The following is a 20,164-nucleotide window of genomic DNA, read 5'->3' as shown; positions in this document are numbered from 1 at the left end:
ATAGCAGCTAAGGTATGAGCACCCCGAATCAAATCCCTTATGGGGCGCACCACAATCACCCAGACATGATGGCGCTGGCCGACGATGTAGTGCGCTGGGGACGCGAACTCGGTTTCCAACAAATAGGCATTACCGACATTGATATCGGTGAGCATAAAGAGCATCTTGAACGATGGCTAGCTAATCGCTATCACGGGGATATGGCGTGGATGGAACAACATCAAGCATTGCGTAACGATCCCTCGCAACTGCTACCCAATGCCTTACGGGTCATATCGGCACGCATGGATTATTTACCCGAAAACCCTCAACACATTAAAATTTTAAAACAACGTGATAAAGCCTATATTTCACGCTATGCATTAGGGCGTGATTATCACAAATTGATTCGCAAGCGTTTAGCAAGGCTGGCAGCACAATTAGAATCGCGTTACCAAACCTTAGCTCATGACAATCATTGGCCGATCGACACGATCACACAACGCCCATTTGTAGACAGCGCGCCCGTACTAGAAAAAGCCTTTGCCGAAAAAGCGGGGGTAGGATGGATCGGCAAACATACCTTAGTGCTCAATAAAAATGCGGGAAGTTGGTTTTTTTTGGGCGAAGTGATGACGAATATTCCTTTGCCCATTAACTCAACTATCGCCAACAACCAGTGTGGCGATTGCACCGCCTGCCTGAGTGTATGCCCTACCGATGCCTTTGCAGCGCCTTATACATTAGACGCTACACGCTGCATTTCATATCTCACGATTGAACTTAAAACCTCTATTCCTGAAGAGTTTCGAGAACCCATCGGTAATCGTGTCTTCGGCTGCGACGACTGCCAAGCCATTTGTCCATGGAATAAATACGCACAACCCAGCAAAGAGCACGATTTCTCTCCGAGGCACCAACTACAAGACAGCGAACTGACCGAACTCTTTTTATGGACAGAAGCACAATACTTAAAAAATACCGAAGGTTCAGCAATTCGCCGTATTGGTTACGAACGCTGGCTACGTAATTTAGCCATAGGTTTAGGCAACGCACCTAAATCGGATCAAGCCAAACAAGCGCTAGAACAACGCAAAAATTTTCCATCGGAGATGGTACAAGAACATATCGAATGGGCCATACAACGACAAAACAGCCCACGAAAAAGTAAACGTAAAATCAAGCGACAAACGAAAAACACCTAAATAACTCGCCACAAGACTTGACCAGTAAGCGTTAGTAGCCCCTCATAAAGCTTATACAATATCGTTATATCGACGCCCATACATAAGCATTACTTAAGTGTTGAGAGGTGCAAAAAAGTGTGACGAGCGTCACAAAAATAAAAATAGCAGTATCTTCGTCAAAAATCATCGATTTACCATCAAAATATTAAATCGAACACTATTTGAACATAAATAAGTGTTATTGGCTTTTAGTTAACGAAATGTAAGCAAGCCGGTACTATCGCGCCCTCACATTTACTTAGCGATGAGCCACTGCGATATGATGTCCCCTCGAAAAAAACCTAACACGCCACATGTCACAATCACTCGTGTAATCTCACAAGCAGTGATGGTGTCTTGTTATGCATTATCTACCAACGCTTTAGCCAACAGCGTGTCGAATAGTGATACCGCAAAATTAATATTTCAAAATTTAACACAGTATCAATCACTTCATCGTAGCGCAAAAAAATTACGTTATGCCTACAGTTACGAGCAGTGCAATGTTTACGTGACCAAAGAGAGCATCATTGGTAATACTGCAAGCCCTGTATCAACCACCCAATATTCTATACCTTTAAAGTCGATTACCTCCGTCACTGTTAATAGCTCGAAAACAAAAGTCGTATTAAAAACTAGCGAAAGTAAAAAAGAGATCTATCAAATTTCTCAGAAAAAAAACGGAAATAGTGAAGAAAATAACATCAGCTGGATCCCTTTACCTTTAAAAACAGAGCCGAATCAAACGCAAACCTTAATCAACCTATTAATTCAACGTTGCAAAATAAGCTAGATAAAAATTTCTTCTCTATCCGCTCGCAACACTATGAAGACTGACGTTTTCGATGCAATTCGGCTTGCTTTTCTTTCACAAACAATGATTCAGTAATTTGGTTTTTATCTTCATCACAAACATTGTCTAGCATTGCCATTTCTTGATAACTTGCGTCTCTGAGTAATGATTTAATCAGATGAGATTCCGGCAAGTTTTTCCAATATTTTTTAGGCATTTCAGATTGCATTGCTTTTACCTTCACCCGTGCGGGGTTAAAGATATGTTGATAATAGGTCAGCCATAGTTTTTCCAAATCATCAGCAATACTCGGTGGTCGAGAGATACCTTGAGTAAACGTGAGTTCTCGCTGATCCCAGTGAGCACAAAGATCTGGAGTTAGTATTGACCAACTCATATTACTAAAGCGACGAACAAAAAAAGGGGATTTATCCATAACGATGAGATGTTCAGGCTCAAACCATGCAACATAATGCGCGTAATTATCACCTTGCTGAGCAGGTTCGTGCTCTAATACATCAACACGTTTAAAGCGTACAAAAGCCGCCATTTTATGTTTATCTCTTGCTACTGATTTCTGCATCGCAAGCAATTCTGACACCTGTTTATCGATCGCCATTCCCAGTAGTTGTTTATCTTCAAATAATAGCCGCCACGCCACACTGTAAAGCAAGCTCCACTTACGATCATCGCGAAAGCAGGCCACATTGTTAGCTAGATTGAAAAAGGCTGACGGTATCGCCAATTGTTGATGAATAATCGGCTGATTAATTAACTGCTGTTGGTCGGCACCTAATAATAGGCTTTGCTGTTTATTCTCCCACGCAACATCTTGCGGCATAATTCCGCGTTTTAATAGTTCACGGGCCTGCATGCGCCATTCATGTAATGTATCGACTTTAATTGCGATCATAATATATCGAATGACTCGCCGTGATGAATATCTCCATATCTAAAACAGTGCCATTTGAGCGGATTCTTTTTTCATAAAATACTGTTTTAGATTGTCGTCTTCTAAGAGGTGGCTTGCCGAATTATTATCGGCCGCCTCGATAAATGGCTCAATTTTTTTAATCGATAAACCGCATTTAGCAATATCGGCTATCCGTAATTTTTTAAAACGACGGGACTGAATAATTTTATGCGCACCAATCGCACCAATACCGGGGACACGTAATAACATTTCCCGTGGTGCAGTATTAATATTAACCGGAAAAATATGACGATTACGCAAAGCCCACGCTAACTTAGGATCAACATCTAAATCCAACATACCGTCATTAGCAGACGCCCCCGTAGAAGCAATTTCTGACACATCAAAACCATAAAAGCGCAGTAACCAATCGGCTTGATAAAGACGATGCTCACGCAATAGAGGGGGTGACTGCGCGGGCAGTTGATGCGCAGCATGTGGGATAGGACTAAACGCCGAATAATACACACGGCGCATGTGATATTTGCCGTATAAATTATTGGCTAATGTTAAAATTTTTGCATCAGACGATTGGTCTGCCCCTACAATCATTTGAGTACTCTGCCCTGCAGGCGAATACATAAATTGAGAAGAGGGTTTACGTTTACGATGAGGGGCTGATGTGATTATCTTACTCTTTTTACGACTCTCTTTTGATTCATCAATATGATCACGCAACGTACCCATTGACTGCTTGATAGTCACCGGATTTTTCTCGGGTGCATACAGCGCCAATGATTGCTTAGAAGGTAACTCGACATTAATGCTTAAACGGTCAGCGTACAAACCCGCCATACGCAGGAGTTCGGGGCTGGCATCGGGAATAGTTTTTAAGTGTATGTACCCACGAAAATCATGCGTTTTTCGCAACTCACGCGCCACACTCACCAATTGCTCCATGGTGTAGTCGGACGATTGAATGATGCCAGAACTTAAAAATAGCCCTTCTATATAATTGCGTTTATAGAAATCAATAGTGAGGTTAACCACCTCGTCGACCGTGAAACGCGCGCGCTCAACAGGGCTTGAGGCACGATTAATACAGTAACTACACTCATAAATACAAAAATTAGTCAGTAGAATTTTTAGAAGAGATACACAGCGGCCATCAGGTGTATAGCTGTGACAAATACCCATACCACTGGAGGTTGAACCAACGCCTTTACCTTTACGCGAATTTTTACTCGTCGAACCGCTACTGGCACAAGACGCGTCGTACTTCGCAGCATCGGCCAAAATCGCGAGTTTTTGTTGTAGTTTCATGGCTGACTGCTCATTATTGACTAAACTGACCAATAACTGTGGTTATATACAGTATTTTAGTCAAGTAAATACCTTCGTTCGCTCAATCATCAGCTATTTGAGAAGTATTTACGTAAAAGCAAATAGTTTAAGCAAGCAACTCAAAGAAACTAGGTAAAAAGCCACTTGAAAATGCTTAGAGCATCGGAGTAGAACACCTATGATCACCACAGGCTCATACCGCGAGATACACAACGGCAGAAAAGAGAAAAAAGCAGGGAAACGAGAAACTAAGGTAAGCCCGATAATGATTCTATCCTGCTTTCTATTTGGACTATTATCGACAGGCAAGGCAATGGCAATAGAAGAACCACAGTACACCGTGTTAGGCACTGATGAAAATATCGAATTGCGCCGTTACGCACCCATGATTATTGCCGAAGCCACCGTATCAGGGGATATGGATAAGGCCAGCAACAAAGGCTTTAAACTTATTGCAGATTATATTTTTGGTAATAACACCGTGCGATTTTCTAACGAAAATGGAACTAAAGAGGAATCAACTACCGAAGAGGATACAAACAACACGACCATTAGCATGACTGCACCCGTCACAATCACCCGCCACAGTGATGCCAATCACTCTGCGTCCTCCGCTATCGATATGACAGCACCGGTGACCGTTAAGCTCATATCAGAAAGCGTAGATCAACAGTGGCGGGTACATTTTGTGATGCCAAGTAAATACACCATGACAAGCCTCCCCATTCCAAATAATCCAGCCGTTATGCTCACAGAAATACCTGAAACCTATTATGCAACACTGCGGTTCTCTGGCTTTACCGGAGAGAAAAAAGTCGCCGAAAAAACAGAACGCTTGATAGCATGGCTCGCCGAAAAAAATATCACTCCAATAAGCACTCCGGCACTCGCACGCTACAACCCACCATGGGCACTGCCTTTTCTACGTCGCAATGAAGTGATCGTGAGGTACGAACCCAGTCGTTAAAACGGATTTAAGCAAATCTCAATTCGCCATTACCACTCGCTTGCCCAATGCCGCAAAGGTTGCAAGCAATGAAGGCAACCGGGGTAGTATTCCGATTTGCCTGCCAACAATTACACGGCAAAAAATGTTTCTCGGTAGTGTTTTAACTCGTTAATAGAATCGCGAATATCATCCATTGCTAAGTGCGCGCCAGATTTTTTAAAGCCATTGAGAGCCTCAGGTTTCCAGCGGCGTGCGAGTTCTTTCACACTGCTGACATCTAAGTTACGGTAGTGAAAATAATTTTCTAACTCGGGCATGTAGTTGGCAAGAAAACGTCGATCTTGGCAGATCGAGTTACCCGCCATGGGGGATTTGCCTGCCGGCACCCATTGTTTAAGAAAAGCGATGGTTTGTTGTTCTGCGTCAGCTTCGGTAATGGTGCTATTACGTACACGCTCGGTCAGGCCTGATTTTCCATGCTGGTTCGTATTCCACTCATCCATGGCGGCTAAACGTTCATTCGATTGATGAACGGCTAGCATTGGGCCTTCTGCCAGTACATTGAGATTGCTATCAGTAACGATAGTGGCAATTTCTATGATGACATCATCGTTGGGGTATAGCCCGGTCATTTCTAGGTCAATCCAAATCAGGTTATCTTCGTGTAGCATATTCGCGTATCATCCTGTGCAGTGTTTACTTCATTACCATGTTACCGATATATGCTTATAAATCCAGTTGAACCTATTACCAATGATTCTCTTGATAACATTCAACGTACTCCATTCGCTGTAGCCGAGTTCGCCATGATCGAGCTTTTTTATGAGTAAGCGCAAACTAACTAGAAAGCAGGCATGGCGTATAGAGAAGGTTCAACAAGAACGTGCCGAACGTGCCGAACGTAAAAATGCACAGATTGACACCAAAGAAGAAGACGGCCACTTAGGCCCCGAACAGGAAGGCTTAGTGATTGCTCACTACGGCACTCAAGTTGAAATTCAAACGCTCTCCCTGTCAGAGGGGATTACAGAGCACTCGCTACTCCCCAAGAAACGCTGTCATATGCGTACACATTTGGGTTCACTCGTGACCGGAGATCATGTCGTTTGGCGAGATGCAGATCCAACCGGTGTCGTCGTCGCTGTACAACCACGAACATCAGCGCTATCTCGTCCTGACCCTCATGGTGAGATGAAAACCATTGCTGCCAATATTGATAATATTCTGGTGGTCGTTGCACCATTTCCCCGCCCGCATACCTTTTTGATTGACCGCTACTTAGTCGCAGCAGAAGCCATTGGCATCAAACCAGTAATACTATTAAACAAGATGGATCTGATTGACGATAAAAACCGACATATTTTAGATGACATCAGCCTGATGTATCGCAGCCTCGGCTATGAGGTTATTTACACCTCAACGCTCGCCTCTACAGTAGAGGATTCGTCTTCAGAACAGGATGGCTTAAATAACCTCAAACAATTCTTAAAAGGCAAAACAACGGTATTTGTCGGCCAGTCCGGCGTTGGTAAGTCTTCACTTATTAATCGTTTATTACCCGGTCAAGATTTACGAGTCGGCGCATTGTCGGCTGCTACGCAGCGAGGCACACACACCACCACCACCGCTCAATTATTTCACTTTCCTTCTATCGATGGCGAAAACGGAGGGCAATTAATTGACTCTCCAGGAATACGTGAGTTTGGCTTGTGGCACATGGATGAAGAAACTATTTTAGAAGGGTTTGTTGAACTGAGAGACTACATCGGCCGCTGTAAATTTCGTGATTGTAAACACCGGCACGAACCAAAATGCGCCATTTTAGATGCCCACGCACAAGGGCGAGTCAATGATCGGCGTATGGAAAGCTACTTCAATCTCAGGGACACCATCGATAAGCTATAGGAGCCTCTAAAAAACACAACGAATATCTCACTATAGGCTATATTTATAGGAGTGTTTAGCGAGTAACATTCCGATAATTCGGTGTTATTACTTGCGAACTAACCTTTACCCGTGGTGCATTCTAAAATTTCGAACAAAAAAGCAGGTTATTTCTTCAGCAACACGCTGTAAATATATCCTATAAGCTTCGTGGCAGCTTCCCTGCTGCCAAGAGTTGCTGAAGAAATAACCTGCTCTTCTGTTCTATGAATGCAATTTGGCTCAGAATGCACCACAGGTTAACCTTTTGTATTTCTTAGCGGCCACACCTCAAATAATGCATAGTACTGACTACAATCACTCTCCCAGCGCAGTTTTAGGGAAAAAGAATAGTGCTGGAGCTCTAAAGAGCACTGACTCAAGGCTATCCATTTGGCTGAAAAAGCTTCCCAAGAACCCACTACCCATTGATAAAACTGTCGCTAACACCGTAATCAAACTACTGCATGATGATACTTGTACATCTCCAATGCTCGCCTCCGCCATTCAAAAAGATCCACTCTTGTGCTTAAAGTTATTTCATTGCACAGCTCAACAACTCAGCGATAAAGAGGGTGATATTCAGCACCTAACACATTTAATAGGCCTTATTGGCCTTAACAAAATTGAGCGTGTTATCAAAAGTAGCCGAACAATATCAGCTCCTCCAGAAGGGCTTAAAGAAGTGCTATCGGCCAGTTTATTTGCGGCACATCTTGCATCCACACTATTGAATAAAAAACACAATGCAACAAGTGATCGCTTTTTTCTGCCGACATTATTTTTTAATGCGCCGCTATGGCTCATGTGGATTGCCGCACCAAAAACGATGTCTCATGGGGAGGTACTCGCCAGCCAAAAACCACAATCGTATATAGCGCTATGTGTTAAAAAATTAGGCTTTAAGCTACCTGACCTACTAGAGCGAGCCAACGAACTGATTTTACTGCCTAAAGTCAGCTTAGATGCCTTAGCCATCAACCCAATAAAACAGCGACACTTTTGGGCTAAAGCTCACCTTTTACCAGAAAATAAACTGACGCAATGGTTCGCAAACGACAAAGTCGCACGCAATTTATTTTACAGTGTGGAAGCAGGCGTTTACCTACTTAACCAATATGTCATTGCGATTTATTTTGATTGGAACGGTAAATACATTCAGCGCTGCGCTAAGCTCTTGTGTCGTCACTTAGGTATTAGTGATGAAGAGCTACATACTGCTGTCATTGAGCTGGCATTATCGATGCCATTACCGACACAATTTCAAGGCTTGCTCGCGCCCATCAACCGACTACGAGGCTTGCACAAAGACCCGATCTGTCCCACAGGCCTAGCGAGCAATGCACCATTACAACCTGAAGTGCTGAAAGCGTGGCGGGAGAAAATTCGCCAAAGTGATAATGCCGATACAGCACTGGCTATTACTATGAATGCATTAGCTAAAGGAGTGGGTGTCGAGCACTGTGTCATTATGGAAGTGGATGACCATGATATTCACACACAAACCTGTTACGGCTTCGCGGATAAACCCGAAATCAACAACTTTCATTCCGACTGGCACACTGAGAAAAGCCTATTTCAGCAAATGATTACCAAACCGTGCTGCATCTCCGTTTCACCTGAAGACTTGTCAAAAGCATCAGCCAAAATGCCTAAGCAATTTACACAATCTTGTGATATTAAGCCCTGCGGGCTGCTGTCGGTGTTTCAACAAAAAAAACCGAAAGCACTGATTTATTGTGATCACACAAGTTGGGACGCTCAAAAGCATCAATATTTCAAAGCCGTAGGTAAGGAATTAGCTCACACGCTTGAGCAACTATAAGTATTCATCCTCCCTGTTAAGAAACCTCTATACAAAAAACCGTTACACAAGCCTGAGGCTCCCTAAGGAAACTCTGGATAAGTCATTCCGATGAAAATCGGAATCTGGCAAACGTTTATATTATAGGATACCGAATCAAGTTCGGCATGACGAAAGGGCTTAGCCTGAGGTTCTTTAATGCTATTTAGCGTTTGCCAATATACAATACCGCCCCACCAATCTTTCTTTTATATTTTTACTCTCAATTAATCGCGGTATCTATGAATAAGACTATCTTTGTTGTACTTCAATACTTACTCCCCCAACATGCCTTATCTCGTCTCGCCGGCTGGATCGCTGAAAACAAAACAACGTGGATTAAGCAACGAATTATTCATTGGTTTATTCGTCGTTATGACGTGGATATGAGTATCGCCGAAAATCCAGACCCCGATGCTTACCCTCACTTTAATGATTTCTTTACCCGTGCACTGGCTGAAGGGCAACGGCCTATCACTCAGGGCGCAAGCAATATTGCTTGCCCTGCTGATGGCTGTATCAGCCAAATAGGCGATATCCACAACGGGCATATCTTTCAAGCTAAAGGCCAAGAGTACAGTTTACTTGAGCTGGTCGGCGGTGATGTCGACATCGCCAAACAATTTGCAGACGGCACCTTTGCTACAGTGTATTTATCGCCAAAAGACTACCATCGCGTACACATGCCATTAGGCGGCACACTGAACACAATGGTTCACGTGCCGGGGGATTTATTCTCAGTCAATGAAACAACGGCAGAAAATGTGCCGAGATTATTCGCTCGCAATGAGCGAGTGGTTGCTTTATTTGATACCGAGCATGGCCCGATGGCGGTCATTCTTGTAGGTGCAATGATTGTCGCCAGTATTGAGACCGTATGGGCTGGGCTCGTAGCCCCAGTAAAGAAACAAATACGTACTACCTGTTATCAAAAGGCAGACCGTATAACCTTGGAAAAAGGTGAAGAGATGGGGCGCTTTAAGTTAGGCTCGACCGCGATTGTATTATTTGGCAAGGGCGCAGCAGTTTGGGATGATGAATTAGCCGCAAATAGTCCCGTCGTGATGGGAGAAAAAATAGGGGAACTACGCGAGACGTAATATTTCTGTACAAGACGTTTATTGATTATTGCCCTGTCATAAATGCGATGTGCGCCTCACGTATTTTTGTCACCTTGATAGGGTAATCATAAGGCTGCACATCTTCAACAATATCGATACGCGAAGGAATTTGCGCTTCTGCTTTACGAATGCGTGATGGCGACGGAGGCACTATTGTGCGAGTATCGCCCACCATCAAGTCGATATAGCTAAACTCATCAAGCGCCTTGCCTGCCTTATCAACCACAACCATGACTTTTGGTTTTAAACGGCGTGTATAATTTTGTTCGGTGACTACAGCAATTTCATCCATTGATAGTTTAACTAAAGTGCCAGTTGGATAAAGGCCGAAGGTTTTAATAAATTCAACAACGAGATCATCTTGAAACAGCTTACCCCGCGCTTCATATAGCCGTGATATAGATTGAGAACTAGGAATTGAACATAACTCACCTTTAACATACGTTGCCTCGTCATAAAAAACAGCAAGACTTGCAACTTTAGAAAGAAAAGGAATGTCATCACCTTGGAGTTGTTGCGGATAACCACTGCCGTTAAGCCGCTCAAACATCATAGAAACTGTTTTTAGTATTTTAGGGTGAAGTCCATCCATTGACTTTAGCGTTGCCATTGTTTGCTCAACAATAATCTGGCCAACACCGGTTTGAGATGGGTCACCCGCTTTGCTGGACAATAAAACTTTAGGCAAAGTCAGCCTGCCAACCTCTCTAAGCAATGTACTCAACGCTAGTAAACATAAATTCGCTTTACTCAATCCTAAATGTCTTGCAAAGGCTATAGACCAAGCAGATGAGCGAAGCAGGTGATAAAAGGGATCTTTTTCATCCGCTTTACGCACCCTGACAAGCCACATAAAAGCGTCGGGGTTGCGAATAATACTGTCAACCATCGCATAAGCAGCAAGCGAAAGTGCATCGAGGCATACTGGTGCTTTTTGAGCTATTTGCCCCATGGCCGTATTCATTTCACAGATCAAACGCTCGTAAACTTCCTGCGCCAACGGCATTTCACTCTCTAAGCTATAAGATTGATCATATACCTGACTATCGACATAAATGGGCTTGAGTTTACCTCGATATACATCAGGAATATCTTGCAAGCGTTTTCCTTCAAGAAGCGTCTTATCTGACGGGGAAACGCCTTTTACTATATCAATATAGACATATTTACAGTGTATTTTAAGTTGCTTAATCTCTGAAAGATCGCGAATATAGAACCCTTGGATAGGAAATGGGGTTTTCTCCCAGGATCGATCAAGCGAGGCTATATACATGCCTAATTCGATGTCATTCACTTGCAATTTTACAGGTTTAATACTCAATAGACTGCCTACTTGTATTCACCATCAAAGAAAGTGGGTACCTAAACAGGCACCATGATAGTCGATCTCCAATGATTACGCTGATTGCCTCTTATTTCTCTACCACCTCTCTAGTGGTAGGGTTCAGATAATTCATGAACAGCGGTAAAAAAAGCGCCCACATTATCCGGATTGGCCTGAGGTGTTACCCCGTGACCTAGGTTGAACACATGCCCTGTACCCGAGCCGTATGCTGCCAAAATTGCCCCTACTTCTTCTCGTATGCGTTTAGGGTTAGTATATAAAATAGCAGGATCCATATTACCCTGCAATGCGACTTGATGACCAACCTCTTGTCGAGCACGACCAATATCTGTCGTCCAATCCAATCCCAGCGCATCAGCACCCGTCTCAGCCAATGACGGCAACCATTGCCCGCCTCCTTTTGTAAACAAAATAGAGGGTACACGACGACCATCATGCTCTTTTATCAAACCATCAACAATACGCTGCATTGGCGCTAAAGAATAACGATGGTAGGCTTGATGAGACAGCGCCCCGCCCCACGAATCGAATATCTGTACGGCTTGTGCCCCGGCTTTAATTTGTGCATTCAAATAGTGAGTAATAGACACTACGAGCTTGTCGATGAGCTGTTCAAAGGCTTCTGGTTGTGTATACATCAGTGACTTAGTACGAGCATAATCTTTACTTGAGCCACCTTCTACCATATAGGTTGCCAATGTCCACGGACTGCCTGAAAATCCGATCAACGGTACACGACCGTTTAATTCACGACGAATTAACGAGACAGCATCGGTAACATAGTGTAGATCTTTCGACATATCAATGACGGGTAGCGCATCAATATCAGCGGTAGTACGTACCGTTTTAGAAAACTTAGGGCCTTCGCCTGTCTCAAAGTACAGACCTAAACCCATGGCATCAGGAATGGTGAGAATATCAGAAAAGAGTATGGCTGCGTCAATTTCGGGGTAGCGTTCGAGCGGCTGCAAGGTCACTTCACAAGCAAGTTGTGGATTACCACACAAGCTCATGAAATCGCCAGCCTTTGCGCGGCTTGCTCGATATTCAGGCAAATAACGACCCGCTTGGCGCATCATCCATACTGGCGTTCTATCAACAGGTTGGCGCAATAACGCGCGCAAAAAACGATCATTTTTTAACTCTGACATACGGCCTCATAACTCTTATTTAAGCGCGCTATTGTAGCCCAACACACCTTATGACGTCATTCATCAAACAGGTTTATTCTGCTATGGCAAAAAAGACGAATATGAGGTGGGATGCTAAAAGGGCAAAAAAGCCAGAAAGTTCGCGGCAGCAAGGCCTACAATTGTGATGAAGGTTAATGCCATACCCAATACTCGTTTAGGTAATTGTTCCCGCAAAATACCATAAGCGTGAATCATTCGCCCCGCCAGAAACAAAATACCAAAGGCATGTAATAGCCAACTATGGCCAACATTAAACTCCAGTGCAAACATAAGTATTAGGGCAATGGGAATATATTCTGACGCATTCGCATGTGCCGAGCGAGCAACGGTTAGCTCATTAATTCCGCCATCAGCAAAAGCGATTTTATTTTTGCGTCGCACACGAATAACAACAACAGCCAAAACGACGAGTAATAGAGCTAATAACGACGCGTAAATCGCTGAAACAAACATAAGGTCTCCTTGAATTTAGGTACTCGAATTCATATTGTTTGCACTAGCAGCATTAATTAGATTACTTTCTGTACGTTTGCGAATTAGCTTCAATGTATTTAATCATTTCGTTAAACAGTGGATACCATGTATATTGATCATTAACTCCGGCCCAAATGTAATCCAAATGTATTTCCGATACAAATATGTCTTCAAGTGTATCTGGGTCTGTCAAAATAAATTGAGCATATTCATGGTTGCCTGAGCCACGGGTATCAAATCGAAACCATATAAAAGGTTTATATTCCTTAGCGGCTTTATTAATACCTATTTTATTTCTCACCGAGGGAACTTTGTCTTGCAAATTATTAACTATAATCTCTTTTTCCAAATCATCGAAAGTCATTACTTTATCAAAATACCCAATATTATTTATTTGCCCTTTCACAAAGTCCTCATCAGGAATTAAAATAAGCTGCTTTATACTATCTAAATCGACGAATTTGCTAACAGTGGTTACTGCTTGTTTTTTTGCTTCAAAGTAACCAGTGTTGGGATCAACAGTGGTTACTTGCATAGAGCTGCAAGCGGTAAGTATTAAAAAAAGTCCAACAACCATTAACCTTTTCATTATAACTCCTGACACTAATTGTAAATATTAAACGAAGACTAAAATCCACCAAAATAAAATAGTCAACTATGGCGAAAAAAATGTAATTCGCAAATCATACAGTAATATTATTGAGACGCATATACGAAAAATACAACCATCAAAAGTGATGACTGCTCAGATCTCCAAATAATCCAAAATACCTTCCGCGGCTTGGCGCCCTTCCCATATAGCCGTCACGACTAAGTCAGAGCCTCTCACCATATCTCCGCCAGCAAATACTTTGGGGTTACTGGTTTGAAATTTATAGGGCTGCTCTTCTGGCGCTATTACCCCTCCCCAACTATTCACTCTAATGTGTTTATCATCAAACCAAGGTGCAGGGTTGGGATTAAAGCCAAAAGCAACTAAAACCACATCAGCTGGGATGATCTCTTCGCTACCATCAATAACTTCAGGGCGGCGGCGACCATTACTATCTGGTTCACCCAGCCGGGTTTTCACACACTTAACCCCTGTCACTTCGTTGTTATCACCGCTAACAATTTCAACCGGCTGACGATTAAATAAAAACTCAACGCCTTCTTCGCGTGCATTCACCACTTCGCGACGAGAGCCTGGCATGTTTTCCTCATCACGACGGTAAGCACAGATCACTTGACTAGCACCTTGCCTGACTGAAGTACGATTACAGTCCATCGCCGTATCACCACCACCTAATACGACAACACGCTGGCCCGCCACATCAATAAAATCCTCCGGTGATTTTTCAAAACCTAAATTACGATTCACATTCGCCACAAGAAATGGCAATGCATCATAAACGCCCGATAGGTTTTCACCTGGAAACCCACCCTTCATATATTCATACGTTCCCATACCCATAAACACCGCATCGTATTGATCCAGTAATTCATCAATACTAATATCTTTACCTATCTCGGTATTCAGATGAAATTCCACCCCCATCTCGGTAAAAATTTCACGGCGCCGTGACATCACTGACTTTTCTAATTTGAACTCAGGAATACCAAAGGTAAGCAAACCGCCAATTTCAGGATACTTATCAAACACAACCGGCTTAACGCCATTGCGCACAAGAATATCGGCACATCCGATACCTGCTGGACCAGCACCAATAATTGCCACTTTTTTATCGGTCGCAACCACCGTAGACATGTCGGGCTTCCAACCCATCGCAAAGGCGGTGTCGGTAATATATTTTTCGGCATTACCAATAGTCACCGCACCAAAACCATCATTGAGCGTACAAGCGCCTTCACACAAGCGGTCTTGTGGGCAAACACGGCCACACACTTCCGGAAGAGAATTGGTTTGATGGCTTAACTCTGCGGCTTCAAAAATATTACCTTCGGCAATTAAACCCAACCAATCAGGAATAAAATTATGCACTGGGCATTTCCACTCGCAATAAGGGTTACCACAATCTAAGCAACGGTGAGATTGCTCAGCCACTTCTTCTTTTGTATAGGGCTGGTAAATTTCAACAAATTTTGTGGTACGAACGTCGATTGCTTTTTTCTGCGGATCTTGTCGTGCTACATCAATAAATTGAAAATCATTTTGTAGTGGTTGGTTCATAATACTTCACCTTTTTTCGAAAACCGTCGTATAAAAATACGTTTTCATACGAAGTAAAATCATTGCTCATGCAATACGCATATTGCCAAATAATAAAATACTGTAGTTATGGATATGACGTGTTCATAAATTTTATGCAACATTCCCTTCAAGCGGTATCGTCGTTGTTAACAAAGATTCAAGAGAAGATGCTTTAGGTTTGATCAGGACAAATTGGCTCGATGCCATGCCAAAATTATCCAATAAATACTGTCCCCATTCGCTATCCGTTTCTTCCACAAAAGTAGCGATAATAGTTTTTAAATGAGCAACATGCCCCGCCATTATCGGCTGATCAAAACGGCATAGATCCGTTAATTCAGGATTATGCTTTTTATCAAACTGATGCTTAGGGTCGTAAACATAAGCAAACCCACCGGTCATACCTGCGCCAAAATTGACGCCGACTTTACCTAACACGGTAACATGTCCGCCGGTCATATATTCACAACAGTGATCTCCCGCACCTTCAACGACAGCATTCACGCCCGAATTGCGGACAGCAAAGCGTTCACCTGCTCGGCCTGCTGCAAAAAATTGACCGCCCGTGGCACCATACAAACAGGTATTACCCACAATGCTCGTTTCTTGGGTTTGAAACTCTGAACCTTGCGGTGGGCGAATCACAATTTTTCCACCCGCCATGCCTTTACCCACATAATCGTTTGCATCACCTTGAAGGTACAAGTGCAAACCACCCGCATTCCATACACCAAAACTTTGCCCAGCAATACCACTCAACTGTAATACAACAGGGTTCTTTTCCATATCGCTGTTACCGTAACGTTTGGCAATTTCTCCGGACAAACGCGCACCCAATGAGCGATCACAATTGGTAATCGTATAGTGAAACTCACCACCTGATTGCGACTCAATCGTAGGCAAAATATCGCTCACCATTTGCTCAGCCAAAGCGCCCTTATCAAAGGGGGCGTTCTTGTCCACCTGACAAAACTGCGGTTTACTTTTTAATAAGTCGTCGCTATGAATAATAGGGCTGAGGTCTAATTTATTTTGCTTATTGGTTTTGCCTTCTATAACGGTCAGTAAATCAACACGTCCAATTAATTCGGCTAATGATCTAACACCCATACTCGCCATCCACTGACGGGTTTCTTCTGCGATAAAGCGGAAGAAGTTCATGGCCATCTCAACCGTGCCTTGATAGTGTTCACTCCGTAAATCAGGGCGCTGAGTCGCGACACCAGTAGCACAATTATTGAGGTGACAAATGCGTAAGTATTTACAACCCAAAACAACCATTGGGCCAGTACCAAAGCCAAAACTTTCTGCACCTAAAATCGCGGCTTTAACCACATCTAATCCGGTTTTTAAACCACCGTCCGTTTGCACACGCACCTTATCGCGCAAATCATTTACACATAACATTTGATGAGTTTCACTCAGGCCCAGCTCCCAAGGAGAGCCTGCGTAATGAATAGAACTTAACGGACTCGCCGCTGTACCACCGTCATAGCCTGAAATAGTAATGAGGTCTGCATACGCTTTTGCGACACCTGTGGCAATGGTTCCAACACCCGGCCTCGCCACTAACTTAACGGACACTAAGGCATCGGGGTTCACCTGCTTTAAATCAAAAATAAGCTGTGAAAGATCTTCGATTGAGTAAATATCATGATGGGGCGGTGGCGAAATTAAAGTAACACCGGGCACGGAATAGCGTAGGCGCGCAATTAAATCATTGACCTTACCGCCCGGTAGCTGACCACCCTCGCCGGGCTTTGCCCCTTGAGCCACTTTAATTTGCAGTACTTCGGCATTCACTAAATAATGAGGCGTAACACCAAAACGACCTGATGCGACTTGTTTAATTTTAGAACTTCTCTGTGTGCCATAGCGCGCGGGATCCTCTCCACCCTCACCACTATTTGAACGGCCACCTAAGCGATTCATCGCTTCGGCCAACGCTTCATGGGCTTCGGGAGATAGAGCACCGAGAGACATTCCTGCCGAATCAAAACGAGGGATAATCGCCTCAATAGGTTCAACTTCATCAATAGCAATAGGGGTAACATCACCACTAATGGCTAGCATGTCTCGTAGTGTCGCTATGGGGCGTTGATTAATAAGATCGGCAACCGACTGCCAATCTGCAAAATCACCGGTACGCACCGCCTTGTGCATCCCCTGAATAACATCAGGGTTGTATGCGTGGTACTCTTGTCCGTGTACATACTTCAGTAAACCACCGGGGGAAATAGGCTTGCGAGACTTCCAAGCATCACTCGCTAGCTGTTTTTGGTCCTCCTCTAGTTCGGCAAAACCTGCGCCTTGAATACGGCTCGGTGTACCGATAAAGCAAAGATCGATAATCTCATTATCTAAGCCCACCGCTTCAAAAAGCTGCGCGCCGCGGTACGACATAACGGTTGAAATTCCCATTTTTGAAAGGATCTTCATTAACCCTTTGTCGATACCTTTATTGTAATTTTTATAGGCATCCACCGTCTCAACAGTAACCTGACCATCACTAACTAGATCGTTAATAATGCTGTAGCTCAGATAAGGGTAAATAGCTGTAGCACCATAGCCTAACAATGCCGCCATATGATGAGAATCTCGAGCGGTCGCCGTTACAACAATAATGTTAATATCACAACGCAAGCCTTCATTAATCAATCGATGATGCACTGCGCCTGTCGCCAATAAAACATGGATAGGCAGATGCCCTTTAGGTATGTTTTCATCTGACAAGATCATCATTGACGTGCCTTGACGAGCAGCAACAGCAACACTATTGCTCAGGTCTTTGACGGCTTGATGCAGGCTTTTTTCATCCGGATTATAAGATAAAGTAAATTCCTGCTTGGGATAATAGCCACCACACAAATCAATAAATGCTTGATACATTGCCGGAGACAACACCGGTGATGGAATAATCTCTCGCTTAGCATGCGCTTCGGTTTCTGCGTATACCGATAGCTCACGACCAAGGCAGGTTTCTAACGACATGACGATCGCTTCACGCAAAGGGTCAATGGGTGGGTTAGTCACCTGAGCGAATTGCTGCCTAAAATAGTCATACAAGGAACGTTGTTTTTGCGACAACACTGCCATGGGAGTATCGTCACCCATAGAGCCTGTTGCTTCCTGCCCTTGCTGAGCCAATGGGCGAATCACATCCGCACGCTCTTCGTAACTGACACCAAACATTTTCATTTGTTGGTTAAGTACGTCGCCACTAATACCGTCTATAGGCGACTCTTCTGCTTGTAATGTAGTTGCCTGAGAGTCCAGCCACTGCTTATAAGGTTTCGACGTTTTTAAACGTTCATCAACATCGGCTGTGTGTAATAACTCCCCTGTTTCCGTATCAATAGATAAGATCTGCCCCGGCCCTAAACGCCCTTTAGCAACAACATCTTCCGGCTGATAATTATGCACGCCGACTTCTGATGCCACGGTAATATGCCCGTCTTTCGTCATCACCCAACGAGAAGGGCGCAAACCATTACGATCCAGAGTACACACCGCATGACGACCATCAGTAATAACCAGCCCTGCTGGGCCATCCCAAGGTTCGATATGCATGGAGTTATATTCATAGAAGGCGCGTAAGTCATCATCCATGGTGGGCATATTCTGCCAAGCAGGTGGAACCAACATTCTGACCGCACGATGCAGATCCATACCACCCACCACCAATAGCTCTAACATATTGTCCAAGCTAGAAGAATCCGAACCAGAGCGATTCACCATCGGTGCGAGATCAACCGGGTTGGGTAATAAGTCACAAATAAATTTCGGGGTGCGTGCAGTTGCCCAATTTCGATTACCCGTCACCGTATTAATTTCACCATTGTGCGCTAACAATCTAAAAGGTTGCGCGAGCGGCCAGCGGGGCATTGTATTGGTAGAAAAACGCTGATGAAATACACAAATAGCCGTTTCTAATGCAGGATTAGCAAGGTCAGGGAAAAAAGCAGGAAGGTCGACAGGCATCATCAGGCCTTTGTAAGACACAACCTTTTCGCTCAAGCTGGCAATATAAAATAAGCCCTCATTGCGCATGATGGTATTGGCTTTACGACGAGCAATAAGGAGCTTGGCCGTAAACTCTTGACTCGATAAATTATCGGTAGCACTATGGATAAACACCTGAACAAAATCAGGCTTTGACTCGATCGCAATCGGGCCAAGGCACGCATCATCGGTGGGCACATCACGCCATGCAACAACACGTAATCCTTCTTCATGCATTGCATCAGCAAAAATCGATTTTGCTCTAGATGCCTTACCAGCATCACGATCAATCATGATTGAGCCCACACCATAGCGCTCATCAAGCTCAACACCACACTGTTCTTGGATAACTTCACGGAAGAAACAGTCGGGCTTCTGCATTAATAAACCACACCCATCACCCGTTTTACCGTCAGCCGCGATGCCGCCTCGATGCGTCATACAGGTAAGGGATTCAATCGTCATTTGAAGCAAGCGATGACTGGCCTTGCCATTTAAATGAGCAATAAGACCAAATCCACAGTTATCCTTAAATTCATTAATATCGTAAAGACCTGTCGACATACTTCATTTCTCCTCTTTACTGCTCTATTTACAACAGAATTTACGCCGCAAGCATAATGCCAATTAACGTAACCGTTATGACTGACAACATCGCCAAACACTGTCAATTATTTCTAGAGCGCACTTAGCATTAACAGGGCTTTTCGGCTCTGTGTAACATCCAACATTGGGCTGGGGCGACGAAATAGATAATACATTGAGCGGCTTAAACGAAAATAACCGCTATGGTTAAGGTGTGCATATCGCACGGTTGGTAAGCACAAGCCTTATTCACTATTGATCAAGACCTTGCTTTACGCAGGTG

15 protein-coding genes are annotated in these 20,164 nt (G+C 43.8%); 6 read left to right on the top strand and 9 right to left on the bottom strand.

The genetic code is table 11. The annotated features are described in order from the left end of the window. Positions 1-14: 14 nt before the first annotated feature. The gene (gene queG, locus ACZ5O6_RS01215) at positions 15-1,184 is read left to right on the top strand and encodes a tRNA epoxyqueuosine(34) reductase QueG (RefSeq protein WP_447091932.1); all 1,170 of its coding nucleotides are present in this window, start codon (positions 15-17) and stop codon (positions 1,182-1,184) included. Positions 1,185-1,485: 301 nt separating this feature from the next. Beyond that, positions 1,486-1,998, top strand: a complete 513-nt coding sequence (locus ACZ5O6_RS01210; protein WP_447091933.1) for a hypothetical protein — start codon at positions 1,486-1,488, stop codon at positions 1,996-1,998. Between the two features lie 31 nt (positions 1,999-2,029). Here the strand turns inward: ACZ5O6_RS01210 and ACZ5O6_RS01205 are convergent, their stop codons facing one another. Together ACZ5O6_RS01205 and ACZ5O6_RS01200 are read right to left on the bottom strand one after the other, a co-directional pair. Next, positions 2,030-2,911 (bottom strand): TIGR03915 family putative DNA repair protein, encoded by an 882-nt coding sequence (locus ACZ5O6_RS01205; RefSeq protein ID WP_447091934.1) that lies wholly within the window; start codon positions 2,909-2,911, stop codon positions 2,030-2,032. 39 nt (positions 2,912-2,950) lie between these two features. Continuing rightward, positions 2,951-4,234, bottom strand: a complete 1,284-nt coding sequence (locus tag ACZ5O6_RS01200) for a putative DNA modification/repair radical SAM protein (RefSeq protein ID WP_447091935.1) — start codon at positions 4,232-4,234, stop codon at positions 2,951-2,953. A 286-nt stretch (positions 4,235-4,520) separates the two neighbouring features. Between ACZ5O6_RS01200 and ACZ5O6_RS01195 the strand changes: the two genes are divergently transcribed. After that, positions 4,521-5,222: an SOUL family heme-binding protein gene (locus ACZ5O6_RS01195; RefSeq protein WP_447091936.1), complete on the top strand. Its 702-nt coding sequence runs from the start codon at positions 4,521-4,523 to the stop codon at positions 5,220-5,222. 110 nt (positions 5,223-5,332) lie between these two features. On the opposite strand, the gene orn is transcribed toward ACZ5O6_RS01195, so the two are convergent. Continuing rightward, the gene (gene orn / locus ACZ5O6_RS01190; protein ID WP_447091937.1) at positions 5,333-5,875 is read right to left on the bottom strand and encodes an oligoribonuclease; all 543 of its coding nucleotides are present in this window, start codon (positions 5,873-5,875) and stop codon (positions 5,333-5,335) included. A gap of 151 nt (positions 5,876-6,026) precedes the next feature. Here orn and rsgA point away from each other — a divergent pair, with 151 nt between their 5' ends. The 3 genes from rsgA (at position 6,027) to asd (ending at position 10,070) form a co-directional block, all read left to right on the top strand. Further along, positions 6,027-7,109, top strand: coding sequence for a small ribosomal subunit biogenesis GTPase RsgA (gene rsgA, locus ACZ5O6_RS01185; protein ID WP_447091938.1), 1,083 nt, complete (start codon positions 6,027-6,029; stop codon positions 7,107-7,109). Positions 7,110-7,425: 316 nt separating this feature from the next. Next, the gene (locus ACZ5O6_RS01180) at positions 7,426-8,952 is read left to right on the top strand and encodes a hypothetical protein (protein ID WP_464283526.1); all 1,527 of its coding nucleotides are present in this window, start codon (positions 7,426-7,428) and stop codon (positions 8,950-8,952) included. Between the two features lie 260 nt (positions 8,953-9,212). Then, on the top strand, positions 9,213-10,070 hold the full coding sequence (asd, locus tag ACZ5O6_RS01175; protein ID WP_447091940.1) for an archaetidylserine decarboxylase: 858 nt from the start codon (positions 9,213-9,215) through the stop codon (positions 10,068-10,070). A 25-nt stretch (positions 10,071-10,095) separates the two neighbouring features. Here the strand turns inward: asd and ACZ5O6_RS01170 are convergent, their stop codons facing one another. The 6 genes from ACZ5O6_RS01170 to gltB all read right to left on the bottom strand — a co-directional run bounded on the left by ACZ5O6_RS01170 (position 10,096) and on the right by gltB (position 19,860). Then, positions 10,096-11,412 (bottom strand): HD-GYP domain-containing protein, encoded by a 1,317-nt coding sequence (locus ACZ5O6_RS01170; protein WP_447091941.1) that lies wholly within the window; start codon positions 11,410-11,412, stop codon positions 10,096-10,098. 110 nt (positions 11,413-11,522) lie between these two features. Next, a complete protein-coding gene (gene hemE / locus ACZ5O6_RS01165; protein WP_447091942.1) occupies positions 11,523-12,587 on the bottom strand; it encodes a uroporphyrinogen decarboxylase in 1,065 nt (354 codons plus the stop codon). Positions 12,588-12,701: 114 nt separating this feature from the next. Then, the gene (locus ACZ5O6_RS01160) at positions 12,702-13,082 is read right to left on the bottom strand and encodes an MAPEG family protein (protein ID WP_447091943.1); all 381 of its coding nucleotides are present in this window, start codon (positions 13,080-13,082) and stop codon (positions 12,702-12,704) included. Positions 13,083-13,143: 61 nt separating this feature from the next. After that, entirely contained in the window at positions 13,144-13,692 is a 549-nt protein-coding gene (locus tag ACZ5O6_RS01155) for a hypothetical protein (RefSeq protein ID WP_447091944.1), read from the bottom strand. Positions 13,693-13,848: 156 nt separating this feature from the next. Further along, entirely contained in the window at positions 13,849-15,273 is a 1,425-nt protein-coding gene (locus ACZ5O6_RS01150; RefSeq protein ID WP_447091945.1) for an FAD-dependent oxidoreductase, read from the bottom strand. 132 nt (positions 15,274-15,405) lie between these two features. After that, a complete protein-coding gene (gene gltB / locus ACZ5O6_RS01145; protein WP_447091946.1) occupies positions 15,406-19,860 on the bottom strand; it encodes a glutamate synthase large subunit in 4,455 nt (1,484 codons plus the stop codon). Positions 19,861-20,164 lie beyond the last annotated feature (304 nt).

This window comes from Eionea flava, from assembly GCF_055393785.1.
The sequence above is the reverse complement of the archived record's forward strand: the minus strand, read 5'-3'. Positions and strand labels throughout refer to the sequence as shown.

Coding starts and splice junctions, on each gene's coding strand:
- ACZ5O6_RS01180 (WP_464283526.1), top strand. CDS start 7,426: ATGCATAGTACTGACTACAATCACTCTCCCAGCGCAGTTTTAGGGAAA.
- queG (WP_447091932.1), top strand. CDS start 15: ATGAGCACCCCGAATCAAATCCCTTATGGGGCGCACCACAATCACCCA.
- ACZ5O6_RS01155 (WP_447091944.1), bottom strand. CDS start 13,692: ATGAAAAGGTTAATGGTTGTTGGACTTTTTTTAATACTTACCGCTTGC.
- gltB (WP_447091946.1), bottom strand. CDS start 19,860: ATGTCGACAGGTCTTTACGATATTAATGAATTTAAGGATAACTGTGGA.
- asd (WP_447091940.1), top strand. CDS start 9,213: ATGAATAAGACTATCTTTGTTGTACTTCAATACTTACTCCCCCAACAT.
- ACZ5O6_RS01210 (WP_447091933.1), top strand. CDS start 1,486: ATGATGTCCCCTCGAAAAAAACCTAACACGCCACATGTCACAATCACT.
- ACZ5O6_RS01205 (WP_447091934.1), bottom strand. CDS start 2,911: ATGATCGCAATTAAAGTCGATACATTACATGAATGGCGCATGCAGGCC.
- ACZ5O6_RS01150 (WP_447091945.1), bottom strand. CDS start 15,273: ATGAACCAACCACTACAAAATGATTTTCAATTTATTGATGTAGCACGA.
- ACZ5O6_RS01200 (WP_447091935.1), bottom strand. CDS start 4,234: ATGAAACTACAACAAAAACTCGCGATTTTGGCCGATGCTGCGAAGTAC.
- hemE (WP_447091942.1), bottom strand. CDS start 12,587: ATGTCAGAGTTAAAAAATGATCGTTTTTTGCGCGCGTTATTGCGCCAA.
- orn (WP_447091937.1), bottom strand. CDS start 5,875: ATGCTACACGAAGATAACCTGATTTGGATTGACCTAGAAATGACCGGG.
- ACZ5O6_RS01195 (WP_447091936.1), top strand. CDS start 4,521: ATGATTCTATCCTGCTTTCTATTTGGACTATTATCGACAGGCAAGGCA.
- rsgA (WP_447091938.1), top strand. CDS start 6,027: ATGAGTAAGCGCAAACTAACTAGAAAGCAGGCATGGCGTATAGAGAAG.
- ACZ5O6_RS01160 (WP_447091943.1), bottom strand. CDS start 13,082: ATGTTTGTTTCAGCGATTTACGCGTCGTTATTAGCTCTATTACTCGTC.